General features: G+C 72.2%; 19 protein-coding genes. 12 read left to right on the top strand and 7 right to left on the bottom strand.

All coding sequences use genetic code 11. From position 1 onward, the window contains the following. Complete coding sequence (locus tag BKA14_RS20140; protein ID WP_184952479.1) at window positions 1-819, bottom strand: SDR family NAD(P)-dependent oxidoreductase; 819 nt, start codon at window positions 817-819, stop codon at window positions 1-3. 144 nt (window positions 820-963) lie between these two features. Between BKA14_RS20140 and BKA14_RS20145 the strand changes: the two genes are divergently transcribed. From BKA14_RS20145 to BKA14_RS20160, 4 genes are read left to right on the top strand one after another with little or no spacing between them, the layout of a single operon-like run. Continuing rightward, complete coding sequence (locus BKA14_RS20145) at window positions 964-2,412, top strand: aldehyde dehydrogenase family protein (protein ID WP_203722391.1); 1,449 nt, start codon at window positions 964-966, stop codon at window positions 2,410-2,412. Continuing rightward, a complete protein-coding gene (locus BKA14_RS20150; protein ID WP_184952480.1) occupies window positions 2,409-4,034 on the top strand; it encodes an AMP-binding protein in 1,626 nt (541 codons plus the stop codon). The genes BKA14_RS20145 and BKA14_RS20150 overlap by 4 nt, the downstream gene beginning before the upstream one ends. Beyond that, a complete protein-coding gene (locus BKA14_RS20155) occupies window positions 4,034-6,214 on the top strand; it encodes a CaiB/BaiF CoA-transferase family protein (RefSeq protein WP_184952481.1) in 2,181 nt (726 codons plus the stop codon). The genes BKA14_RS20150 and BKA14_RS20155 overlap by 1 nt, the downstream gene beginning before the upstream one ends. A 4-nt stretch (window positions 6,215-6,218) precedes the next feature. Beyond that, the gene (locus tag BKA14_RS20160) at window positions 6,219-6,986 is read left to right on the top strand and encodes an enoyl-CoA hydratase/isomerase family protein (RefSeq protein ID WP_184952482.1); all 768 of its coding nucleotides are present in this window, start codon (window positions 6,219-6,221) and stop codon (window positions 6,984-6,986) included. Between the two features lie 68 nt (window positions 6,987-7,054). Here the strand turns inward: BKA14_RS20160 and BKA14_RS20165 are convergent, their stop codons facing one another. The 4 genes from BKA14_RS20165 to BKA14_RS20180 all read right to left on the bottom strand — a co-directional run bounded on the left by BKA14_RS20165 (window position 7,055) and on the right by BKA14_RS20180 (window position 8,764). Further along, window positions 7,055-7,414, bottom strand: coding sequence for a nuclear transport factor 2 family protein (locus BKA14_RS20165; protein ID WP_184952483.1), 360 nt, complete (start codon window positions 7,412-7,414; stop codon window positions 7,055-7,057). Beyond that, window positions 7,411-7,845 carry an SRPBCC family protein gene (locus tag BKA14_RS20170; RefSeq protein ID WP_184952484.1) on the bottom strand — a complete coding sequence of 145 codons (435 nt, stop codon included), beginning with the start codon at window positions 7,843-7,845 and terminating at the stop codon, window positions 7,411-7,413. The genes BKA14_RS20165 and BKA14_RS20170 overlap by 4 nt, the downstream gene beginning before the upstream one ends. Next, on the bottom strand, window positions 7,842-8,147 hold the full coding sequence (locus BKA14_RS20175) for an ArsR/SmtB family transcription factor (protein ID WP_184952485.1): 306 nt from the start codon (window positions 8,145-8,147) through the stop codon (window positions 7,842-7,844). The genes BKA14_RS20170 and BKA14_RS20175 overlap by 4 nt, the downstream gene beginning before the upstream one ends. Window positions 8,148-8,329: 182 nt before the next feature. Continuing rightward, complete coding sequence (locus tag BKA14_RS20180; protein WP_184952486.1) at window positions 8,330-8,764, bottom strand: universal stress protein; 435 nt, start codon at window positions 8,762-8,764, stop codon at window positions 8,330-8,332. A 94-nt stretch (window positions 8,765-8,858) separates the two neighbouring features. Between BKA14_RS20180 and BKA14_RS20185 the strand changes: the two genes are divergently transcribed. Next, complete coding sequence (locus BKA14_RS20185) at window positions 8,859-9,434, top strand: TetR/AcrR family transcriptional regulator (protein WP_184952487.1); 576 nt, start codon at window positions 8,859-8,861, stop codon at window positions 9,432-9,434. 98 nt (window positions 9,435-9,532) lie between these two features. Here BKA14_RS20185 and BKA14_RS20190 read toward each other — a convergent pair whose 3' ends face one another. After that, window positions 9,533-10,033, bottom strand: coding sequence for a putative immunity protein (locus BKA14_RS20190; protein WP_184956842.1), 501 nt, complete (start codon window positions 10,031-10,033; stop codon window positions 9,533-9,535). Window positions 10,034-10,122: 89 nt separating this feature from the next. Here BKA14_RS20190 and BKA14_RS20195 point away from each other — a divergent pair, with 89 nt between their 5' ends. Then, complete coding sequence (locus tag BKA14_RS20195; protein WP_184952488.1) at window positions 10,123-10,926, top strand: SDR family NAD(P)-dependent oxidoreductase; 804 nt, start codon at window positions 10,123-10,125, stop codon at window positions 10,924-10,926. Window positions 10,927-10,974: 48 nt separating this feature from the next. Here the strand turns inward: BKA14_RS20195 and BKA14_RS20200 are convergent, their stop codons facing one another. Beyond that, a complete protein-coding gene (locus BKA14_RS20200) occupies window positions 10,975-12,159 on the bottom strand; it encodes a zinc-dependent alcohol dehydrogenase (protein WP_184952489.1) in 1,185 nt (394 codons plus the stop codon). 43 nt (window positions 12,160-12,202) lie between these two features. Here BKA14_RS20200 and BKA14_RS20205 point away from each other — a divergent pair, with 43 nt between their 5' ends. The 6 genes from BKA14_RS20205 to BKA14_RS20230 all read left to right on the top strand — a co-directional run bounded on the left by BKA14_RS20205 (window position 12,203) and on the right by BKA14_RS20230 (window position 21,358). Beyond that, window positions 12,203-13,159, top strand: coding sequence for an SDR family NAD(P)-dependent oxidoreductase (locus BKA14_RS20205; RefSeq protein ID WP_184952490.1), 957 nt, complete (start codon window positions 12,203-12,205; stop codon window positions 13,157-13,159). A 30-nt stretch (window positions 13,160-13,189) separates the two neighbouring features. After that, on the top strand, window positions 13,190-14,074 hold the full coding sequence (locus BKA14_RS20210) for an acyl-CoA dehydrogenase family protein (RefSeq protein WP_184952491.1): 885 nt from the start codon (window positions 13,190-13,192) through the stop codon (window positions 14,072-14,074). Beyond that, complete coding sequence (locus BKA14_RS20215; protein ID WP_239092982.1) at window positions 14,068-14,793, top strand: PIG-L deacetylase family protein; 726 nt, start codon at window positions 14,068-14,070, stop codon at window positions 14,791-14,793. Before BKA14_RS20210 ends, BKA14_RS20215 begins: the two co-directional genes overlap by 7 nt. Beyond that, complete coding sequence (locus tag BKA14_RS20220; RefSeq protein WP_184952492.1) at window positions 14,790-15,398, top strand: class I SAM-dependent DNA methyltransferase; 609 nt, start codon at window positions 14,790-14,792, stop codon at window positions 15,396-15,398. The genes BKA14_RS20215 and BKA14_RS20220 overlap by 4 nt, the downstream gene beginning before the upstream one ends. Before the next feature lie 63 nt (window positions 15,399-15,461). Next, the gene (locus tag BKA14_RS20225) at window positions 15,462-16,892 is read left to right on the top strand and encodes an aldehyde dehydrogenase family protein (protein ID WP_184952493.1); all 1,431 of its coding nucleotides are present in this window, start codon (window positions 15,462-15,464) and stop codon (window positions 16,890-16,892) included. An 86-nt stretch (window positions 16,893-16,978) separates the two neighbouring features. Further along, window positions 16,979-21,358: a tetratricopeptide repeat protein gene (locus BKA14_RS20230; protein WP_184952494.1), complete on the top strand. Its 4,380-nt coding sequence runs from the start codon at window positions 16,979-16,981 to the stop codon at window positions 21,356-21,358. The last annotated feature ends 13 nt before the right edge of the window (window positions 21,359-21,371 follow it).

Below are 21,371 nucleotides of genomic sequence, written 5' to 3' on the forward strand. Positions count from 1 at the left end.
TCACTGAGCGGTGTAGCCGCCGTCGACGTGCCAGGTGCTGCCTGTCGTGAAGCTGCTTGCCGGGTCCAGCAAGGTGACCACGGCGTGGGCGACCTCGTCGGGGGTGCCCCAGCGGCCCAGTGGCACCTTGGCCGTGAAGGCGTCCGAGACCGTGTCGCCGGCGTTCATCGGGGTCCGTACGGGGCCGGGGGCGACACAGTTGACAGTGACGCCGGTGCCGGCCAGCTCCAGGGCCACGGAACGGGTCAGGGCGGCGACCGCGCCCTTGGTGGCGGCGTAGCCCGCACGTTCAGGGGCGCCGGTCGAGCCGAGCACCGAGCCGATCGTGACGATCCGGCCGTGGCCGCGGGCGGTCATGCCGGGGGCCGCGGCCCGGATCGCAAGCCAGGTGCCCATCACGTTGGTCTCCCAGGCGGCCCGGAAGTCGGCCTCGGTCAGCGTGAGCAGGTCACCCCGGGCCAGCCGGCCGGCCGCGGTGACCAGGCCGTCGACCGTGCCCCAGCGACGTTCCGCCGCGCCGACCAGCGCAGTCAGGGCGCCGGCATCGGTGGTGTCACCGGCCACTGCGAGCACTCCGCCGTCGGCGGGCGGTACGGTGCCGCGGCCACTGGACCCTATGGCGGGGACGGGCGGGCCGGCGGCGGCGGGGGCGCTGTTGAGCACCACGGCCGGGGTGGCGTCGCTCAGCGCGGCGAGCGCCGACGCGCAGCGGGTGGCGTCGCGGCCCATGATCGCTACCGGACGGCCCCTGGCGACCAGCGCCGAAGCCACGGCCAGGCCGATGCCGCTCGTACCGCCGGTGATCACCACAGCTCCCATGGGCCGATCGTGTCCCAGGCGGGTCGCGGGGGCCTACCGCGGCGGTCCGGTGGGCGGTCCGATCGCGTTGACCCTGTTCGGGGGTCGCCCGACGATCGGGGCCTCGGTGGCGCGGTGGGCGTGCCGCCGGCGAGGGAGGGCATCGTGGCGGAACAGCTGTTGATCGCCGGTGAGTGGGTTCCGGCGGCTTCGGGCCAGGTCAGCGAGACCTTCGACCCGGCCAGTGGGACCAGGCTGGCCGAGTTCGCCGAGGCGGGCAGCGCCGACGTCGACGCCGCGGTGGCCGCGGCCCGCACCGCGTACGAGGATCCGGCCTGGCGGGATCTGAGCCCGGACGCCCGCGGGCGGCTGCTGTGGAAGGTGGCCGACCTGATCGAGCGGGACGCCGCCGCGCTGGCCGAGCTGGAGACGCGCGATCAGGGCATGCCCATCGCGCTCACCACGAACGTCAACGTCACGCTGGCCGCGCAGGTGTTCCGCTACTACGCGGGCTGGGCCACCAAGATCGAGGGCAAGCTGTCGCAGGTGTCGGTGCCGGACACGCTGCACTACACCCGGCGCGAGCCGCTGGGCGTGGTCGGGCTGATCACGCCGTGGAACTTCCCGTTCGCGATCGCCGCCTGGAAGCTGGCCCCGGCCCTGGCCACCGGCAACACCGTGGTGCTGAAGCCGGCCGAGCAGACCCCGCTGAGCACGCTCAAGCTGGGCGCGCTGTGCCTGGAGGCGGGCATCCCGGCCGGGGTGGTCAACGTGCTGACCGGCGGCCCCGAGGTGGGCCGGGCCCTGGTCGCGCACCGCGGCGTCAACAAGATCTCGTTCACCGGCTCGACCGAGGTGGGCCAGCAGATCGCCGGGGTGGCCGCGGCCGACCTCAAGCGGGTCAGCCTGGAGCTGGGCGGCAAGGCGCCGAGCATCATCACCCGCGGCGCCGACATCGACGCCGCCGTGGCCGGCAACCTGCAGGGCGCGTTGTTCAACACCGGGCAGGCCTGCGGTGCGTACACCCGGTTCTACGTCGACGCCAAGCGGCACGACGAGTTCACCGAGAAGATCGCGGCGGCCGCGCAGACCCTCAAGATCGGGCCCGGTCTGGATTTCGACACCGTGCTCGGCCCGCTGGTCTCGCAGGAGCAGTTGGACCGGGTGGCCGGCTACGTGGCCGGCGGGGTCGAGCAGGGCGCCCAGCTCGTCACCGGCGGCCGGCGCGCGTCGGGGGCGGGCCTGGACGACGGCTACTTCTTCACGCCGACCGTCTTCTCCGGCGTGCGGGACGACATGACCATCGCCCGCGAGGAGATCTTCGGCCCGGTGCTGTCGGTCTTCAGTTACGACGACGAGGACGAGGTCGTGGCGCGGGCCAACGACACCGACTTCGGCCTGGCCGCCGTGCTGTGGACGCAGGACCTCACGTCGGCGCACCGGCTGGCCGCCCGCATCCACGCCGGCACCGTTTTCGTCAATCAGCTGCCGCTGATCGATCCGGGCGCGCCGTGGGGCGGTTTCGGCCTGTCCGGGTGGGGGCGCGAGATGGGCACGTACGCCCTGGACGAGTTCACCGAGACCAAGGGCGTATGGGTCAACCTGGCCCGATGACGGCCGTGACCGGGCGCTCGGACGTGGTGGCGGCGCAACCGAAACCCGTCACCGGGCAGCCGGAGACGCTGGTCGACGTCCTGACCCGGCGGGCCGAGAGCGACCCGGCCGCCGTGGTGGCCACCTTCCTGGGCGCGGGCGGCGTCACGGCCGGCGAGCTGCTGCGGGGGGCCGAACGGGTCGCCCGGCAGCTGGCCTCGCCCGCCCTGGGCCTCGGCCCGCAGATGCCGGTGGTGACCTGCCTGCGTCCGGGGCCCGCCCTCGCGGTCGTCGTCGCCGGAGTGGCCCGGGCCGGGCTGGTCGAGGTGCCCGTCGCCCTGGACACGCCCGGCGGCGGGCCGCGCGCGGCGGTGGCTCTGCTCGGCACGGCCGCCCTGGCCGCCAACCCGGCGCTGGCCACGCTCGCGCCGGCGGTGTTCACCGTGGACGACGGCGGCGGTCCGGGCACCCTCGACGACGTACGCCCGGGGCCGCTCCCCCACCCGCCCGGGCCCGGGGATCCGGCGCTCGTGCTGAGCACTTCGGGCACCACGGGCCGGCCCAAGGGCGTGCTGCTGCCGCATTTCGCCGGTGTGCGGCACGCGCGGCGGGTCAGTGACTCAATGCGCTACGGCCCGGATGACGTTCTGTACAACGCTTTCCCGTGGAACCACGTCAACGTCAGGCACACCGGCCTGCTGGCGGCGCTCGTCAGCGGGGCCCGGCTGCTGGCGGTGCCGCGGTTCTCGGCGTCGGCGTTCTGGGCCGTCTGCCGGGCCGAGGGCGTGACCGCGTTCAACTTCATGGGGGCCGTGGCGGCGATCCTCCTCCGTACGGGGAAGGAAGCCGGGGAACACGGGGTCACGCGGGCCTACGGCGGGCCCGCGCCGCGGTGGCTGGCCGAGCAGTTCCGGTCGCGCTTCGGCGTCGAGCTGGTCGAGGCGTACGCCTGCACGGAGCTCGGCGACGTCACGTCGAACCGCGTGGGCGACGTCGTCATGGGCACTGCCGGAAAACCGCTTCCCGAGTACGAGGTGACGCTGCGCGACGGCGCCGGGAAGCCCGTGCCGCAGGGTGAGATCGGCGGCATCACGGTGCGGGCCCGGCACCCGCACATCAGCACGCTGGGCTACGTCGGTGGGCCCGGCGGTCCCCCGGAGTGGATCGCGACGGGCGACCTGGGCCGGTTCGACGACGGCGGCCGGCTGGTCTTCTGCGGACGGCACTCCGACGTGATCCGGCGCCGCGGCGAGAACATCTCCGCCTGGGACGTGGAATCGGCGGTGGCCGCCATGCCCGGTGTCCGCGAGGCGGCCGCGGCCGGGGTCAGCTCCGAATTCACCGAGGAGGACCTGCTCGTGGCGGTCGGCGCCGGGGCGGACGTGACACCCGGGGACGTGCACGCGTGGTGCCGGGAGCGGCTGCCCCGGCACGCCTGGCCGCGCTACGTCGCCGTCCTGGACTCGTTGCCCCGCAACGGGTCCGGCAAAGTCAGCAAACCCGCCCTGCGCGACCCGGCCCTCGTGGCCGCGGCGGCCGACCTCGAACACCTGCGGCGGAGCCCGGCCGCGCCGCCCGCGATCCCCGCCGCGGCCGGCTCCCCTCCCCCGCCCCCGTTTCCCTCTGCCGGAAAGGATCGATAGTGCGAGTCCTGGATCTGACCGACGAACTCGGCGCGGCGGCGATCCGCGCGCTGGTGGGGCTCGGCGCCGACGTCGTACGGGTGCCCCTCGAAGAGCCGGCCGACCGGGCCGCGGACCTGCACTGGTACGCCCGGACCCGGCGGGTGGTCACCGACGACCTGGACGCGCTGGCCGCCGACGCCGACGTGGTCGTGGAGAGCGGGCCCGTCGCCAAGCTGCGGGGCCTGACCGAGGCGGGCGAGTCGCGCTGGCCGAACCGGGTGCACGTGGTGGTGACACCGTTCGGGCTCACCGGGCCGCGCCGCGACTGGCTGGCCGACGACCTGATCGCGGCGTCCGCGGGCGGCATGACCTGGCTCGGCGGCCGCGCCGACGGACCGCCCAAGCCGCCGCCGCGCGAGTCGGCGCTGCAGGTCGCGGGCGCCCACGCCGCGATCGGGGCCTACCTGGGGCTGCTGGCCGAGGACCGGGACGGCGCGGGCCAGCTCATCGACGTGTCGGTGCAGGAGGCGGTGGCGGCCACGCTGGAGACCGGCGCGATCGCCTGGATCCACGCCGGTGCGTTCCCCCGCCGTACGGGAGGAATCTACGGCCACGTCGCGCACCGGGTGTTCAAGGCGGCCGACGGGTACGCCGCCGGTGGCTACTCGGGCAGCAACCGCATGTGGACGGACCTGCTGGCCTGGATGGTCGAGGCGGGTGAGGCGGAGGACCTGACCGACGAGAAGTACGCGGACGCCGTGTACCGCTGGAACTCCCGCCCGCACGTGGACGAGGTCGTGGCCCGGTTCGCGGCCCGGCGTACGGCGGAAACCCTCGGCGAACAGGGCCGGCGGCGGGCCTTGCCGTGGGCCGAGGTCAGCCGGGCCGATCAGCTGGCCGGCAACCCGCAGCTGCGGGCGCGCAACTTCTTCATCGAGGTGGACGGGCTGACCGACGTCGGCTACGCCATCACGCTGCCCGCGTCGGAACCGGGCACGAAGACCTGGCGGCGCGGCACCGACGGCCAACCGGCCCTGACCGGGCTGCGGGTGCTCGATCTGACGTGGGTGCTGGCCGGCCCGTACGCGACACGGCAGCTCGCCGACCACGGCGCCGACGTCGTCAAGGTCGAGTCGAAGCACCGGCAGGACCCCACCCGGTTCGCGCCCTCGATGCGGCTGCGGCCCGGCGCCACCCACGACGACGGCGGCTACTTCCTCAACTTCAACCGCGGCAAACGCTCGATCGCCGTCAACATGCGCACCCCCGAAGGTCAGGAGGTCGTGCGCCGGCTGGCCGCCGAGTGCGACGTGATCATCGACAACTACAGCCCCGGCACGATGGTCAAATGGGGCCTCGACCACGCGTCGCTGGCCGAGGTGAACCCGGGGATCATCGCGGTGTCGATGTCCGGGGTGGGGCAGGACGGGCCGTGGCGCAACGCGGTCACGTTCGCCGACACGCTGGCCGCGATGTCCGGGCTCACCCACGAGACCGCCGACCCGGGCGGCGACCCGCAAGGGCTCACGTTCGGGCTGGGCGACATGGTGGCCGCCAACGCCGCCGTGCTGGCGATCGTCGCGCTGCTGCAGGACAAGCGGGGCGGGTTCGTGGACCTGTCGCAGCTGGAGGCCATGGCCGCCGCGATGGGCCCGGCCGTGCTCGAACAGCAGCTGGGCACGCCCGCGACCGGGGCCACCCCGGCCTGGCCGCACCGGCTGGCCACCCGTTCCCCGCACGGGGTCTACCCGGCGCTGGGCGAGGACCGGTGGGTGGCCGTCGCGGTCGGGAACGACGAGCAGTGGCGGACCTTGGCGCGGCTGTCAGGCGTCCGGGAAGCCGGTTTCGACCTGGCCGAACGTAAAGCCGACGAGGACCGCATCGACACCGAACTGGCCGCCTGGACCCGTACGCGGGGCGCCTCCGAGACGGCCGAACTGCTGCAGGCGCACGGGATTGCCGCCGCCGTGGTGAGCACCGGCGAGGACCTGACCGATCTCGATCCGCAGCTGGCCGCGCGCGGTTTCTACCCGGTGCTGCGGCACCCGCTGGCCGGCGAGGTCAAGCACGAGGGCAGCGTGCTCAAGCTTTCCCGTACGCCCGCACGCGTCGACCGCCCGGCGCCGCTCCTGGGCGAACACACCGCCGCGGTCCTGACCGCATTCGACATCGCCGCCGACCCGACAGTCCTGGAGTGACCCGATGACCTTTCTCACCGTCGACGTGGCGGCCGGTGTGGCCACCGTCGTGATCGACCGCCCGCCCGCCAACGCCGTCAACCCGGAGCTGATCGAGGAGTTCCTGACCGTCGTTCCCGGCCTGAGCGACGACCCTTCCGTACGGGTCATCGTGCTCACCGGCGTCGGCCGTTTCTTCATCGCGGGCGCCGACATCGCCGTCATGCGGGACCTGTCACTCGACAACCACGTCGCGATGCGCCGCTGGATCGAGGTGCAGCGCCTGCTCGAACTGGCCGCAAAACCGGTGATCGCCGCCCTCAACGGCCACGCCCTGGGCGGCGGGGCCGAGCTGTCGCTGGCCTGCGACCTGCGCATCGCCGCCGCGTCGGCCACCGTCGGCTTCCCCGAGATGCAGCTCGGCCTGTTCCCCGGCGCCGGCGGCAGCCAGCGGCTCCCCCGCCTGCTCGGCCTGCACAAGGCGAAACTGCTGATGATCGAGGGCCGCCGCCTGTCCGCCGCCGACGCCCGCACGCTGGGCCTGGTCGACGAGGTGGTGCCGGACGACGAGTTCGCGGCAGTGGTCGCGGCCCGGGCCCGGGAGTGGGCCGCCAAGCCCACCGCCACGATCGGCCTGCTCAAGACGTCGATGCTGGAAGGCGCGCCGCTCGACATGGACGGCGCGATGGCCGTGGAATGGGCCGCCGTGCAGCAGGTCATCGCGAGCGAGGACGCGGCCGAGGGCCTGCAGTCGTTCCTGGAGAAGCGCAAGCCGGTCTTCCGCGGCAAGTAACGGGATTCCGCAAGTCCGCCCCCGTTCGAACGTCAGGACCGATCGGGTCACCACGGAGGTCGAGTCGTTCAGCATGCCCTGGGCAGTGGCACCACGTAGGAGTCGACGCGGGCGATCAGACCGTCGCGGAAGGTGAACGTGTCGTTGAAGGCGAAGCGGAACGGGCCGTGTTCGACGGTTGCGCCGCGGCCCTCGCCCACCGCGATGACCACTGGGCCGTCCTCGTAGACGCGCTGCACGTCGAGGTCGGGATGGCCGGTGAAGGCCGGGTTCTCGATCTCGCCGTCGAAGCCGGCCTTGCCGGTGATGGTGCGGTGGCCGTGAATGACCCATGCGACGTCGTCGGTCAGGGTGGCCAGGATGCGCGGGTGGTCGCCGGCACGGAACCCGTTGAAGTATTCGGCGACCAGGTCCTGCTGGGCTGTCATGGTGTCTCCACATGGGCGGCGAGGGCGTCGAGGATGGCGGCGAGGCCGTCGGCCGCCTGGGGCGTGCGCAGTGAAGGCGGGAGCTTGCGCTGGTGGACGGTGAGTTCGGTGCCGTCGCCGTCGAGGTCGAGGGTCACGGTGGTGCGCAGGCCCGTGACCGGTTCGTCGAAGACGAGTTCGCGCGGGGGCGCGACGACGGTGTACACGAACCGCAGCCGCCGGCCCGTGCCGTCGGGGCCGCGCGTGTCGAGGGCGAACTCGCCGCCCACGCGCAGGTCGACGGTCACCGACTCCGGTGGCACCACCGCGTGTGAGCCGCCCCAGAAGGCGGCGATGCCGGCGGGCGTGGTGAAGGCCGTCCACACCCGCGGCGGCGGGGCGGCCAGGCGGCGTACGGCGATCAGCTCGTCACCGGAAAGCGTCGCGCTCACGAAAGGTGCTCCTCGAGCGCGTCGAGGCGGTCGTTCCAGGTGTGGCGCTGCTCGTCGATCCACGAGCCGAGCCGGGCCAGCTGGTCGGCCCGCAACCGGCAGGGCCGCCGCGTGCCCTCCCGCCGCTGCTCGACCAGGCCGCAGCGGCGCAGCACGCCGACGTGGTGCGAGATGGCCTGCTGCGTCAGGTCGAACGGCTCGGCCAGCTCCCCCACGGTGGCGTCACCGCGCGCGAGCCGGCTCACCAGCGCCCGCCGCACGGGGTCACCCAGCGCGGCGAACGCCAGATCCAGATCGGTCATGGCCGGAACAGTAACACAAACGTCCGTTTGTGAAAGTGCTAGTTTGCAGAAGCGGCCGTGACGGCGGAGAAGGTGGCTTCGGGCGGACGATGCGCCGCCGCCGATGCCGGACGACACCCCGGCCCGGCTCCCCGGGCGGCCCGCCCTGGATGCCGCCACCGCAGCACGAGTCCCGGCGACGGTCAGGGGACGACGGTGACCGGCCAGCGGCCGCAGCGCATCAGCTTCGAGCCCAGTGAGCCTGCGATGCGGTGCAGGGCCTGCGTGGAGCGGCCCACGACGATGGCGTCGGCGCGCAGTTCGTGGGCCGCGTCGACGATCTCCGCGTACGGCTCGCCGGTGCGCACGACCAGGTGGGCGTCGAGGTCGAGGTCGGCCAGGCGTTCGACGAACATGGTGCGCAGCTCGCGCTCGACCGCGTCCTGCGTGTCGAGCACCGTGGCGACGGCCCCGCCCGTGTCGGCCAGGGGCAGCAGGGCCGACGGGCGGGTCCGCACGTAGAGGGCGACCAGTTTGCTGCCCTGGCGCCGGGCCAGGCCGGTGGCGTATGCGGCGGCGCGCAGCGACGACGTCGACCCGTCGATGCCCACCAGGATCGTGCCCGGCCCGTCCTTCATGACCTCACGCCTTTACTGAACGCTTGGTGTTCATTTATCCGAAGTGTATCGTGACGGTAACCGTTCAGCAATGTGCGAGGAGGCGTCGAGCACCATGAGCACAGGACGGCCCCGCGACCCCGAGGTCGACCGGCGCATCGCCCGGGCCGCCCTCGACCTGTTCGGCGACGCGGGGTGGGCCGGCTTCGCGATGGAGACGGTGGCGCGGCGGGCCGGGGTCGGCAAGGCCTCGCTCTATCTGCGCTGGAACAGCAAGCAGGCGCTGCTCACGGACGCCCTGACGAGCAGCCTGCCGCACGTCAGCGACGTCGACACCGGCACCCTGCACGGCGACCTGGTCGAGCTGGCGACCCAGATCCTCGACGTCTACGCCGGGCCGGCGAGCCGGGCCGCCCTGCGCCTGCAGCTCGAGGCGGCGACCATTCCGGGCATCGCCGAGCACTACGCGGCCCTCCGGGAGGCCCAGATCCAGGCCGCCCGGGCCATCGTCCGGCGCGGCATCGGCCGGGGCGATCTGCCCGCCACCACGTCGGTCACGCTGCTGCTCAACACGGTCATCGGTGGCGCGATGATGCACGCCCTGACCACCCCGCCCGACAAGCGGGCGGCGCTGGCCGAGGACACCGGCCTTGAGGCCCGCCGCCTCGTCGATTTTCTGTGGAGTCGTTAGGGCTTGCGGCCGAGGCCCCCGGACGAGTCCTGGCGCGGGTCCTCGATCTCGGGAGACCGGCGAGGTGATCAGGGTCACCTGCCACTGCGGACCTTGACTCAGGTGAACACCGACCAGCAGATGTCGTTGCGCAGCCGCTGGTCGTCGAGCACCAGGGCGCGGATCGGCCCGGGCAGCCGGTCGCGCTGCCACGCGCATTCGCGGCGACCGGCCTCCTCGCCCCCGGCGGCCCGGACGGCCTTGATGGCGTAGGCGGCGGCGCCCAGCTCGTGCGCCGCGACGTGCGCGACGACCGCGGCCTGCCCGGCGGCGTAGGCGGCGTGCCGGGCGGCTCCCCGCAGGTCGCGGGCCGCGCCCATCGCGTGGCCGCCCGCGGCCCGGGCCACCATCATCTTCACCTCGCCGCGCACCCAGGCCCGCGCGTGCTCGACGGCCTCGCGGGGCCGCGGGTCGCCGGGCCGTTCGGCCTCGAACAGCCCGAGCACGTGCTCGGCGCAGGTCGCGGCCCACAGCGCGAGCAGGTGGTGGTCGTCGTCGGTGAGCGTGCCGCCCCGGCGGATCGTGATGAACCGCGGGTCGCGGACCTGGGGCAGGATCATGACGGGCGCCGTGCGGGATCGCATGCCATGGCCATGAATCGTAGGCTGAACCGTCGGTTGAAACGGGGCCGGGCGGGCATGCGATCCGCATGACAACGTCGACGAATGCGTTCGCAGTGGTGACCGGGGCTTCCAGCGGGATCGGGTACGAGCTGGCCAAGCAGTTCGCTGAGCACGGGTACGACCTGCTGCTCTGCGCCGAGGACGACGGTATCGAGCAGGCCGCGGCCGATCTGCGCCGCGACGGGCAGAACCAGGTGACTGCCGTACGGGCGGACCTGGCGCACTACGAGGGCGTCGAGCACCTGTACGCGGCGATCCTGGAAGCGGGACGCCCGGTCGACGCGATCGCCCTCAACGCGGGGCGCGGCATCGGCGGCGACTTCGCCACGGAGACCGACCTGCGCGAGGAGCTGAACGTCATCGACGTCAACGTGACCTCGACCGTGCACCTGGCCAAGCGCGTGGTGCCGGACATGGTGGCCCGTGACGCCGGCCAGATCCTGTTCACGTCGTCGATCGCCTCGATGATGCCGGGCACCTATCAGGCCGTCTACAACGCGTCGAAGTCGTTCGTGCAGTCGTTCGCCGAGGCGCTGCGGGCCGAACTGAAGGACACCAACGTCACCGTGACGTCGCTGATGCCCGGGCCCACCGACACCAACTTCTTCCACCGGGCCCAGATGGACGACACCAAGGTCGGCTCGAGCGCCAAGGACGACCCGGCCGTGGTGGCCAAGCAGGGCTTCGAGGCCCTGCAGAAGGACAAGGAGAAGGTCGTGGCCGGCTCGGTCAAGACCAAGGTGCAGGGCGCGATGTCCAAGGTGATGCCGGACAAGCTCAAGGGCGAGATGCACCGCAAGATGGCCGAACCGGGTTCCGGCGACGAGTGAGCCGGACGGGCCGGAACATGGCCGGGCCCGCGGGCCCGGCCACGTCGTTTACGGCTTGAGGACGACCTTGATGCAGCCGTCCTCCTTCTTCTTGAAGATCTCGTAGCCGTGCGGGGCCTCCTCCAGCGGGAGGCGGTGGGTGGTCAGGTCGTCCACCCCGAGCGGGTCGTCGTCGCCGGTCAGCAGGGGCAGGATGTCGTCCACCCACTGCTTCACGTGAGCCTGGCCCATCCGCATCGTGACGCCCTTGTCGAACAGGTCCATCATCGGGAACGGGTCGGCCTCGCCGCCGTAGACCCCGATGATCGAGATGGTGCCGGCCCGCCGTACGGACTGGAAAGCGGTCCGCAGCGCGGCCATCCGGTCGACGCCGAACGTCTCGGTGGCCTTGCGCGCGAGGGGGTCGGGCAGCAGACCGGCCGCCTTCATCGCGGCCGACTGGAACGGGGTGCCGTGCGCCTCCATGCCCACGGCCTCGATCACCGAGTCGGCGCCGCGGCCGTCGGTCACGTCCCGGACGGCCTCGCCGATGTCGTCGATCTTGTCGAAGTTCAGCACCTCGATGCCGTGCCGCTCGGCCATGGCCAGCCGCTCGGGCACGTTGTCGACCGCGAGGACCCGCTCGGCGCCCAGGTGGCGGGCGATCCGGGCCGACATCTGACCGATCGGGCCGAGCCCGGTGACCAGCACCGTGCCGCCGGGCTCGATGTCGGCCCACTTCGCGGCCTGCCACGAGGTGGTCAGCACGTCGGAGAGGAACAGGTAGCGCTCGTCGGGGTGCCCGTCCGGCACCTTGATCGGCCCGAACTGGGCCTGCGGCACGCGCAGGTACTCGGCCTGGCCGCCGGGCACCTGCCCGTAGAGCTTGGTGTAACCGAACAGAGAGGCGCCCTTGCCCTGCTCCTTGACCTGGGTGGTCTCGCACTGCGCGAAGTAGCCCTTGCGGCAGAACCAGCAGTGCCCGCAGGAGATGTTGAACGGGATCACCACGCGGTCACCGGGCTTGATGTGCGTGACCTCGGCCCCGACCTCCTCGACGATGCCCATCGGCTCGTGGCCGAGGATGTCGCCCTTGTCGAGGTACATGCCCAGCACGTCGTACAGGTGCAGGTCGGAGCCGCAGATCGCGGTCGACGTCATGCGGACGATCGCGTCCGTGGGCTCCTGGATCTTGGGGTCGGGAACGTTCTCCACGGCCACTTTGCCGGTGCCTTGCCAGGTGAGTGCCTTCATACGCCCCGGATACCCGGGCTCCGGGCGGGTATGCAGAACGTCCATGAGCTCACGCGTGGTGGTGGTGACCGGGGCGTCCAGCGGAATCGGCCGGGCGTCGGCCGTGGCGTTCGCCCGGCGAGGGGATCGGGTCGTGCTGGCGGCCCGCGGACGAGACGATCTGGCCTCGGCAGCGGCCGAGTGCGGTGGGGACGCCCTGGTCGTCCCGACCGACGTGACCAACCGCGAGGAGTTGGAGGCGCTGGCGAAGGCGGCGGTCGAGCGGCACGGGCGAATCGACGTGTGGGTGGACACCGCGGCCGTCATGGCGTACGGGAAATTCGAGGATCTGCCGCCCGAGGTGTTCGACCGGGTGATCACAACCGACCTCCTGGGCCCGGCCAATGTCTCCCGTACGGCGTTGCGGCAGTTCCGCGCGCAGGGCCACGGCACGCTGATCCTGGTCGGGTCGCTGCTGGGGCACGTCGCCGTCCCGTACGTGTCGGCCTACGTGACCGCGAAGTGGGGCGCCCGGGGCCTGGCGCGCATCCTCCGGCAGGAGACCCGGGACGCCAAGGACATCCACGTGTGCTCGCTGGCCCCGGGCAGCGTCGACACCCCCATCTACGCCAGCGCGGCCAACTACGCCGGGTTCGTCGGGCGCCCGCCGCCGCCGGTGGACTCGGCCGAGCGCATGGCGGCCGCCGTCGTCAAGCTGGCCGGCAAACCCCGCGGCGAGGTGTCGGTGGGTGCTACCAACCGGCTCATCGAGTTCGGCTTCACTGCTCTTCCGTCCCTGTACGACGCCCTGGTCGGACCGCTGATGCGGCGCGGCGGCCTGAGCCGGCAGCCGATCGAGGCGCACGACGGCAACGTGTTCGGTTCCCGGCCCCGGCAGGAGGGCGGCCCCGGCCGATGGGGCCGTGCCGTCGTGGGTGCGGCGGTCGTTGTGCCCGCGGCCGCGGTGGCCGTCGCGGCCGCCCGGATCAGACGTTTGCCGTACGGAAAACAACTTGGTTGATCACCGGAGCGGCGGGTATATCGCCGACTCGTGCTCAACATAGAACCACTGCCCGGTAAGGGCGCCACGGCCGAACGGTTGTGGCAGCTGGCTGAGCTCGGGCGGCAGGATCCGGTGGCCGCGCGGCTCGGGGAAGGCCACGCCGACGCGGTCGCGATCCGGGCCGAACTGGGAGACGACGGCCCACCCGCCACCGGCCGGCGCTGGGGCGTGTGGGCCGCTGTTCCGCAGTCGCTGCGGGCTGTGGAGACGGCCGAGGGCTGGCGGATCAGCGGTGAGCGGCCCTGGTGCTCCGGCGCCGGGTGGTGCACCCACGCGCTGGTCACGGCCGAGGCCCCGGACGGCATCCGGCTCTTCGCGATCGTCAACGAGCCCCCGTGGGCCGTCCCGCTCGGCGGCACCTGGCCCGCGGTGGGGATGGCGGCCAGCGACAGCCGCACGATCCGGTTCACCGACGCGCCCGGCCGTCCGGTCGGCGGGCCCGGCGACTACGTGCACCGGCCCGGCTTCTGGCACGGCGGGATCGGCGTCGCGGCCTGCTGGTACGGCGGCGCGCTGGGTCTCGCCGACCTGCTGCGCGAGAAGGCGGACGGACCGCACGCGCTGGCCCACCTGGGCGCGGTCGACGTGGCCCTGGGCGCCGCGCGGGCGGTGCTGGCCGAGGCCGCCGCCGCGATCGACGCCGACCCCACCGCCGTGCAGCACCGGCTGGCGTTACGCGTACGGGCAACGGTCGAGGCCGCCGCCACCGAGGTGATCGACCGGGTGGGCCGCGCGCTCGGGGCGGGCCCGCTGTGCCGCGACGAGCGCCACGCCCGGCGGGTCGCCGACCTCACCGTCTATCTGCGGCAGAGCCACGCCGAGGCCGACCTCGAGCAGCTGGGCCGTCTCGTGCAGGAGGAAGCGCCGTGGTGAAGCCGATCGTGATCGAACAGGGCACACCGGAGGAGGACTGGCGGGCCTGGCCCGCGACCGCCGCCTGGCCCGAGCTGCCCCTGGCCGGCGCGGGCACGCCGCTGGTCGTGGCGCCGCACCCCGACGACGAGATCCTCGGCGTGGCCGGGCTGATGGCCACGCTGGGCCGGGCCGAACTGGTCGCGGTGACCGACGGCGAGGCCTCGCACCCCGGCTCGACCGTGCACACGCAGGCCGAGCTGGCCGCGATCCGGCGCGCCGAGACCGACGAGGCCCTGCGCCGGCTGGGGCTGGGCGACGCCCGCGTGCACCGGCTGGGGCAGCCCGACGGCAAGATCGAGGAGGGGCCGCTGACCGAGATCCTGACCGGGCTGCTCGCCCCCGGCCGGTGGTGCCTGGCGACCTGGCGCGAGGACGGGCACCCCGATCACGAGGCGGTGGGGCGGGCCGCCGCCCGGGCCTGCGAGGCCACCGGGGCGGTGCTGCTCGAATACCCGATCTGGACGTGGCACTGGGCCGCACCCGGCGACGCGCGGGTGCCGTGGGACCGCTGTCTCCGGATCGACTTGGACGAGATGGCGTCCGCGGCGAAAGCCGCTGCCATCGCGGCCTTCCCCAGCCAGATCGCGCCCCTCGGTCCCGATCCGGCCGACGCGGCGATCCTGCCCCCGCACGTGCTGGCCCGTTTCGCCCGCCCGTACGAGGCGGTCTTCCGGTGACCACGCCGACAAGCTACTTCGAGCACCTGTACGCCCGCGACGCCGACCCGTGGAGCTTCGCCACCCGCTGGTACGACGCCCGCAAGCACGCCCTCACAGTCGACTCGCTGCCGCGCCGGCACTACCGGTCGGGGTTCGAGCCCGGCTGCTCGACCGGCCGGCTCACCGCACGCCTGGCCGCCCGCTGCGACCGCCTCCTGTCGGTCGACGCGATCCCGTCCGCGGTGGCCACGGCGGCCGGCCACCTGGCCGCCCACCCGCACGTCACCGTGCGCACCGCGCGGATGCCCACCGACTGGCCGGACGAGACGTTCGACCTGATCGTGCTGTCCGAGCTCGGCTACTACTTCGACGACCACGACCTGCGCACGCTGCTCGACCGCACGGTGGCCGCCCTCGAACCCGGCGGCGACCTGATCGCCGTGCACTGGCGGCACCCGGTCGACGAACACGCCCGCCCCGGCGACGAAGTGCACGAACGGCTCGGCGCCCAGCCCGGCCTGGCCCGTCAGGCCCGGCACGAGGAGGCCGACTTCCTCCTGGAGGTGTTCACCCGCACCCCACCCGAGCCACGCTCGGTGGCCCAGACCGAAGGCCTCGCGTGACGACCACGGGCGCGCGGCCCGGCAGCGGTCGATACCGGCTACGCGTTTTGCGAGGATGAGTTCATGAGTGCTCTGGATGCCGCCGCCGCGGCCGCCCCGGTTCTGGCCGCACAGCCCCCGCGGGAGCGTGCCTCCTGGCTGGTGGCCGCGGCCGGCGCCCTGCTGGTCGCGGCCGACGACCTCGTGCCCCTGGCCGTCGAGGAGACCGGCCTGACCGAGCCACGCCTGCGCGGCGAGATCAAGCGGACGGCGGTGCAGCTCAAGCTGTTCGCCGAGGTCGCGGCGGCCGGTGAGTTCCTGGACGTACGCCTCGACGCCGCCGACCCCGACTTCGTGCTCGGCCCGAGGCCCGACCTGCGGCGCTACCTCGTGCCGCTGGGCCCCGTGCTCAACTTCGCGGCCAGCAACTTCCCGTTCGCGTTCTCGGTGGCCGGAGGCGACACGGCGTCAGCGCTGGCCGCCGGCTGCCCCGTCGTCGTGAAGGCGCACCCCGGCCATCCGCGCCTGTCCGACCGTACGGCCGAGGTCCTGAACACCGCGCTGCCCGCGGGCGCACTCGGCGTCATCCACGGCCAGGACGAAGGGGTGGCCGCGCTCCAGGACGAACGGATCACCGCCGCCGCCTTCACGGGTTCACTGGCCGGCGGGCAGGCCCTGGCCGCGATCGCCGCCGCCCGGCCCCGGCCCATCCCGTTCTACGGCGAACTGGGCAGCCTCAACCCGGTCGTCGTCACCCCCGAGGCCCTGACCGAACGCGCCGCGGCAATCGCCTCGGGCTTCGCGGCCAGCGTCTCCGGATCGGCCGGCCAGCTGTGCACCAAGCCCGGCCTGCTGTTCGTCCCCTCGGGGCCCGCATTTCCGGCGTCCTTCGATGCGGTCGGCCCGCACAAGCTGCTGCACCCCGGCATCGTCGACGGCTACACGCGCCGCCGCTCCGAGGTGCTGGGCACGCCGGGCGTCACGGTGCTCGTCGAGGGCGCGGTGACCGACGACGGCGCGACCCCGACCCTGGTCGAGACCGACCTGGCCACACTGCTCGAACACCGGGACACCCTGCTGCAGGAAGCCTTCGGCCCGCTGTCGATCGTGGTGCGCTACACGCCGGGCGAACCGCTGGGCGCCGTGCTGGCCGAGGTGGTCGAGGGCTCCCTGACGGCCGGCGTGCACGTAGCCGCGGGCGAGGACTCGCCGTGGCTGCACTCGCTGGTCACCTCCCTGCAGACGCTGGCCGGGCGGGTGCTGTTCAACGGCTGGCCCACCGGCGTCGCGGTGACCCCCGCGATGCAACACGGCGGCCCGTTCCCGGCCGCCACCAACCCCACCACCACGTCGGTCGGCACCGCGGCGATCACCCGTTTCCTGCGCCCGGTGGTCTACCAGGACGCCCCGGCCGCCCTGCTGCCCGAGCCGCTGCGCGACGACAACCCGTGGCACGTACCGCAACACCGCTCCCCCGCCGGCGAGTCCCCGAGCTGGGGTTCCCTCGCCGGCTGAGACCGCTGTGTCGCTCTTTCGGCGTCTTGTTTCGAATTTCCGGCGCTGCGATGATGCCCCTTCGGCCGCAGGAGAAGGGTTTCGTCGTGGCTCAGACCGTGCGGGTGGCCGGGTACGAATTTCTTGGGCGGGTCGTCACCGGGGACGGAACACCGGTGGGCACCTGTTTCCAGGTGAACCCGGGCGTGCTGGTCACGGCGGCACACGTGGTGTCCGAGGCCGGTGACGCCGTACGGGTCGGTCCGGTGGCCGGCGGGCCCGTGCAAGACGCCACCGTGGAGCGGCTCGACGAGGTGCACGACCTGGCGGTTCTGCGCACAGCCCATCCCCTGGAGCGGTCGCGTTCGGAGTTCGTCCCGTCCGACACGCTGCGGGCGGATGTGGCGGTGTCGATCGCGGGCTTCCCGACGGTCGAGGACGGGGAGCACACGTACGAGCTGTTGACCTCGGGCGGCCAGTGGCAAGGGCCGGCGCTACGCGACCGTGTTCTGTGGGCACGGGTTCAGGCCGATACGGTGATGCCCGGAATGAGCGGTGCGCCGGTGCTGCGGGAGTCCGACCGGGCCGTGGCCGGGGTGGTGTCGGGTCGCTACATGTCGGCGGGCGGCCGGCTGGCCGGCGCGGTGTGGGTGGCCCGCGTGGAAGACCTGCTGCCGCTACTCGAGGGGCTGGCCTCACCGGCGGTCGACGACGGGGTGCCACCGGGCGGGCTGCTGGACGTGGTGCTGACGGTGTCGGACACGGAGGTCCGCGTGGCCGGCGCCGGTGAGCACGTGACCGCTCCGCACTCAGGGGTGCAGCCGGGCCTGGTCAACGCCCTGTACGACGTACGGAGGGAGCGAGGCCGGCCACGCGCAGTGGTACGTGATCTCGTCGGGTCGGGCGAGGCGGCGGGTGTGGTGTCGCTGCGCCGGGCCGGGCAGCTGATGGCGGAGTCGTTCCTGCCCTTGCCGGTGGCCCAAGCCCTGTCCCGGGTGCTGCACCGGGCCCAGCGCCTGCACGTTCCGGCCCGGATCGGGATCGAGGCGCCGGGCCGCTGGTCGTTGCCGTGGGAAGCCCTGGCCGAACCGGTGACCGGTCGTCCGCTGGTGATGCACGACCTGGTGTCGGTGTACCGGAAGGTGCCGGCGGCAGGCTCCCGCTCGGGCCCGGTCGCGGGTCCTCTGCGGATCGTGGTGGCGATCGCGTCACCGGAAACCGGCGGCGGCCCGTTGCTGGACTACGAACGCGAGCTGGGTAGCGTGCTGGACGCGGTGCACCGGGCGTACCGCTCCCGGGCGGTCGTGCGGATTGTTCCCTTCGCCACCACAGCAGCGATCCGTGCCATCCTGGACGAGGACACGACGCACGTGTTGCATCTGTCCGCCCACGGCAGCCCCGGGATCCTGCACCTGGAGGACGAACAGGGCAACGCCCGCGACATCACCGCGGACGAGCTGGTGCGGGAGGCGATTCCGGAAGGCCGGATGCCGCGGGTGATCTCACTGGCCGCGTGCTACACCGACGCCGAGGGCGAGGACGAAGGCGGATCGTTCGCCGCCCAGCTGGCCGAGCGAGGCGTGGGTGCGGTCCTCGCGACACAGACTTCGGTCACCGACGTGTACGCCACCCGGTTGTTCGCGCGGGTGTACGCCGAACTCGCGGGTGCCCGCTCACCGGACGTCGTGGCCGCGGTGGCGCAGGCCCGGCGCGCGGTGCAGCGTGAGCTGGCCGCCGATGTCCAGCCGATCGCGCAGCTGGTGGCCGGCATGGACGAGTGGAGCGTGGTCAGCGTGCTGACCGGCTCCCCGTCGGTGACGGTGGTGGACGGCGACGCGCCGGCCGAACCACGCGCTGAGGTGGTGTCGGACCTCGGCGGTCTCCTGGCCCGGCCGGTCGGGCAGTTCGTGGGCCGCCGTCACGCCCAGCGGACCCTGCCCACCCTGTTGTCCGGTGCCGAGACGTCGGGGGTGCTGCTGCACGGGATCGGCGGCATCGGCAAGACCACGCTGTCGGCCGAGATCGTGCGCCGCATGCTCGACCTGTCGCCGGACTGGCGGCTGGCCACGGTATACGGCGAGATCACCGTGGACGACGTGCTGAGAGCAGTGGCCGGAGCGGCCCGGCGAGACCTGATGCGGCGCCAGCAACTCACCGGGGACCGTGCTGTGGCGGTGCAGGCGGCCGAACGTGTGGACCTGCCCTGGCGGGAAAGGTTCGCGCTGCTCCGCGAGGTCGTGCTGGTCGACACCGCCGTCCTGCTGGTCGTGGACAACTTCGAGGACAACCTCGTCCGCGATCAGGGCTGGTCGACCAAGGACACCGCGTTGGCCGACCTGCTCGCCACGTGGCTGGCCAATCCTGGCCGCAGCCGGCTGCTCATCACCTGCCGCTACCGATTCGTCGTGGCAACCGACCAGCTGCACACGTACCAGGTCCCTCCGCTGAGCCTGGCCGAGACGCGCAAGCTGCTGTGGTCGCTGCCTCGACTCGACCGGTATACGACAGAGCTCGAGGCGCAGGAACAGATCTGGCGCACGGTCGGCGGACATCCACGGGCGCTGGAGTACCTCGACGCACTGCTGCCTGACGATCAGGGCAAGGCGGTGGGGCGGGGCCGGTTCGACGACATCACGCGCCGGTTGCGCAGCGCGATCAAACAACGGCTCGGCCCGGCCGAAACCAGCGCCTGGCTGGCTCAGGAGCGCACACTGGATGCCGCCCTGGCCGACACGGTGACCCTGGCCGCCGAAGACGTGCTTCTGACCGCGCATCTGGCTCACTTGGCCGACATACCTGACGCTGTGCGGCTGCTAGCCGGGATCAGCGTCTACCGCGAACCGGTCGACGTGAACGGGCTGCTCTTTCAGGTCGGCACCCCGAATCCTGACGTGGTCGACCGACGACAGACGGCCGGTCAAATCATGACTTTTCTGGCCCAACACCAGCTGAAACGAGAGCAGATCGCTGACGCTGCCGGCGGGAACAGCCCCCTGTCCGCACCGGACCGGGAGCGGCTGGTCCGGCTGCTGGAAGACCTCAATCAGCTGCCTCGGCCTCCGTTCAGCCCACCGGACGACCTGGCTGGTCTGGTCGAGCAGCTGGTCGCGACCAGCCTTGTCACCGAGGTGAACGACGGACGAGTCGTCATGCACCGATGGACGGCGACCGAACTCCAGAAGAACTGGAATACCGGCCGGGCGCCTCATAAGGCCCTCGAGCTCGTGACCGACGCGCACCGGGCGGCCGCCGCGTACTGGCAATGGCGGGTCGACGTCTGGCCACAGGACCAGGCGTCAGTACTTCACGACTTGCAAGAGGCGCGCCATCATCTCCTCGCTGGCGGGGACACAGAACCCGCGAGCGATGTCACTGAACTCATTTGCGGTCAGCTCCACACCTGGGGAGCATGGGACCACGAAACCAGCCTCATTCATGACATCCTTCGCCGGCTGGAACCCGGCTCACCCCACCGCGGCGTGTGGCACCACCAACTCGGCGTGTTAGCGCAGACGCGTGGCGACTACGAGGAGGCCGAACGTCACTACGAACAATCTCTGGCCATCGCGGAAGAATTCGGCAATCAGGACGGCGCCGCCTCCTGTTATCACCACCTCGGCTTGTCAGCGCAGATGCAAGGCGACTACGACGAAGCCGAACGCCGCTACCACCAAGCGCTGACCCTTAAAGAGAAGAGCGGTGACCGGGCCAATGTCTTCAGGACTTACGGTCAACTCGGGGTCCTCGCGCAGGACCGGGGTGACTACATCGAGGCCGAACGTCGCCTGCAGCAAACGCTGACCATCGCCGAGGAGCTCGGCGATCAAGAAAGCGTTGCTACGACTTACCACCAGCTCGGCATGCTCGCCCAACGTCGCGGCGACTACGACGAAGCCGAACGCCGCTACCAACAGTCCCTGGCCATCGCGGAGGAGTTCGGCGACCGAGCCAATGCCGCCTACACCTACGGCCAGCTCGGAAACCTCGCGCAGCTGCGCGGCGACGACATCGAAGCTGCACGCCGCTATCAACAAACGCTCACCGTCGCCGAGGAGCTTGGTGATCGGGCCAGCGCTGCCACCGGCTATCACCAGCTCGGCACGCTGGCCCACTACCGGGGTGACCACGCCGAAGCCGAACGCCGTTACCAACAAGCCCTGACCATCAAGGAAGAAATCGGCAATCGAGTCGGCGCCGCCACCACGCTGAGCCAACTGGGTAATCTGCGTGCCGACACGGGCGACCTGCTGGAGGCCGTCACATTCCACTGCCGAGCACTGGTCATCCGCTTCGGGTTGGAATTGCCTGAGACGGGCAACAACATCGATCGTCTCGTCGAATTGAGCGCACATCTCGACGAGAACTCCTTTATGGAGACGGCGTCAACAATCTTGGACCCCCCGTTGCTGGGTGTTTTGAGGGCGGTCCGCACAGCGTCGAATACGGACAAAAAGGAGCCGACGGCCGCACGACTCCCACAGAGCTGAACGCGCGGCCGGT

It is taken from the genome of Paractinoplanes abujensis, from assembly GCF_014204895.1.
Lineage (GTDB): Bacteria > Actinomycetota > Actinomycetes > Mycobacteriales > Micromonosporaceae > Actinoplanes > Actinoplanes abujensis.

Excerpts from the sequence above, each read along its gene's own strand:
- BKA14_RS20150 (WP_184952480.1), top strand. The coding sequence starts at position 2,409 with ATGACGGCCGTGACCGGGCGCTCGGACGTGGTGGCGGCGCAACCGAAA.
- BKA14_RS20180 (WP_184952486.1), bottom strand. The coding sequence starts at position 8,764 with ATGAAGGACGGGCCGGGCACGATCCTGGTGGGCATCGACGGGTCGACG.
- BKA14_RS20185 (WP_184952487.1), top strand. The coding sequence starts at position 8,859 with ATGAGCACAGGACGGCCCCGCGACCCCGAGGTCGACCGGCGCATCGCC.
- BKA14_RS20160 (WP_184952482.1), top strand. The coding sequence starts at position 6,219 with ATGACCTTTCTCACCGTCGACGTGGCGGCCGGTGTGGCCACCGTCGTG.
- BKA14_RS20175 (WP_184952485.1), bottom strand. The coding sequence starts at position 8,147 with ATGACCGATCTGGATCTGGCGTTCGCCGCGCTGGGTGACCCCGTGCGG.
- BKA14_RS20165 (WP_184952483.1), bottom strand. The coding sequence starts at position 7,414 with ATGACAGCCCAGCAGGACCTGGTCGCCGAATACTTCAACGGGTTCCGT.
- BKA14_RS20225 (WP_184952493.1), top strand. The coding sequence starts at position 15,462 with ATGAGTGCTCTGGATGCCGCCGCCGCGGCCGCCCCGGTTCTGGCCGCA.
- BKA14_RS20140 (WP_184952479.1), bottom strand. The coding sequence starts at position 819 with ATGGGAGCTGTGGTGATCACCGGCGGTACGAGCGGCATCGGCCTGGCC.
- BKA14_RS20190 (WP_184956842.1), bottom strand. The coding sequence starts at position 10,033 with ATGATCCTGCCCCAGGTCCGCGACCCGCGGTTCATCACGATCCGCCGG.
- BKA14_RS20195 (WP_184952488.1), top strand. The coding sequence starts at position 10,123 with ATGACAACGTCGACGAATGCGTTCGCAGTGGTGACCGGGGCTTCCAGC.
- BKA14_RS20200 (WP_184952489.1), bottom strand. The coding sequence starts at position 12,159 with ATGAAGGCACTCACCTGGCAAGGCACCGGCAAAGTGGCCGTGGAGAAC.
- BKA14_RS20205 (WP_184952490.1), top strand. The coding sequence starts at position 12,203 with ATGAGCTCACGCGTGGTGGTGGTGACCGGGGCGTCCAGCGGAATCGGC.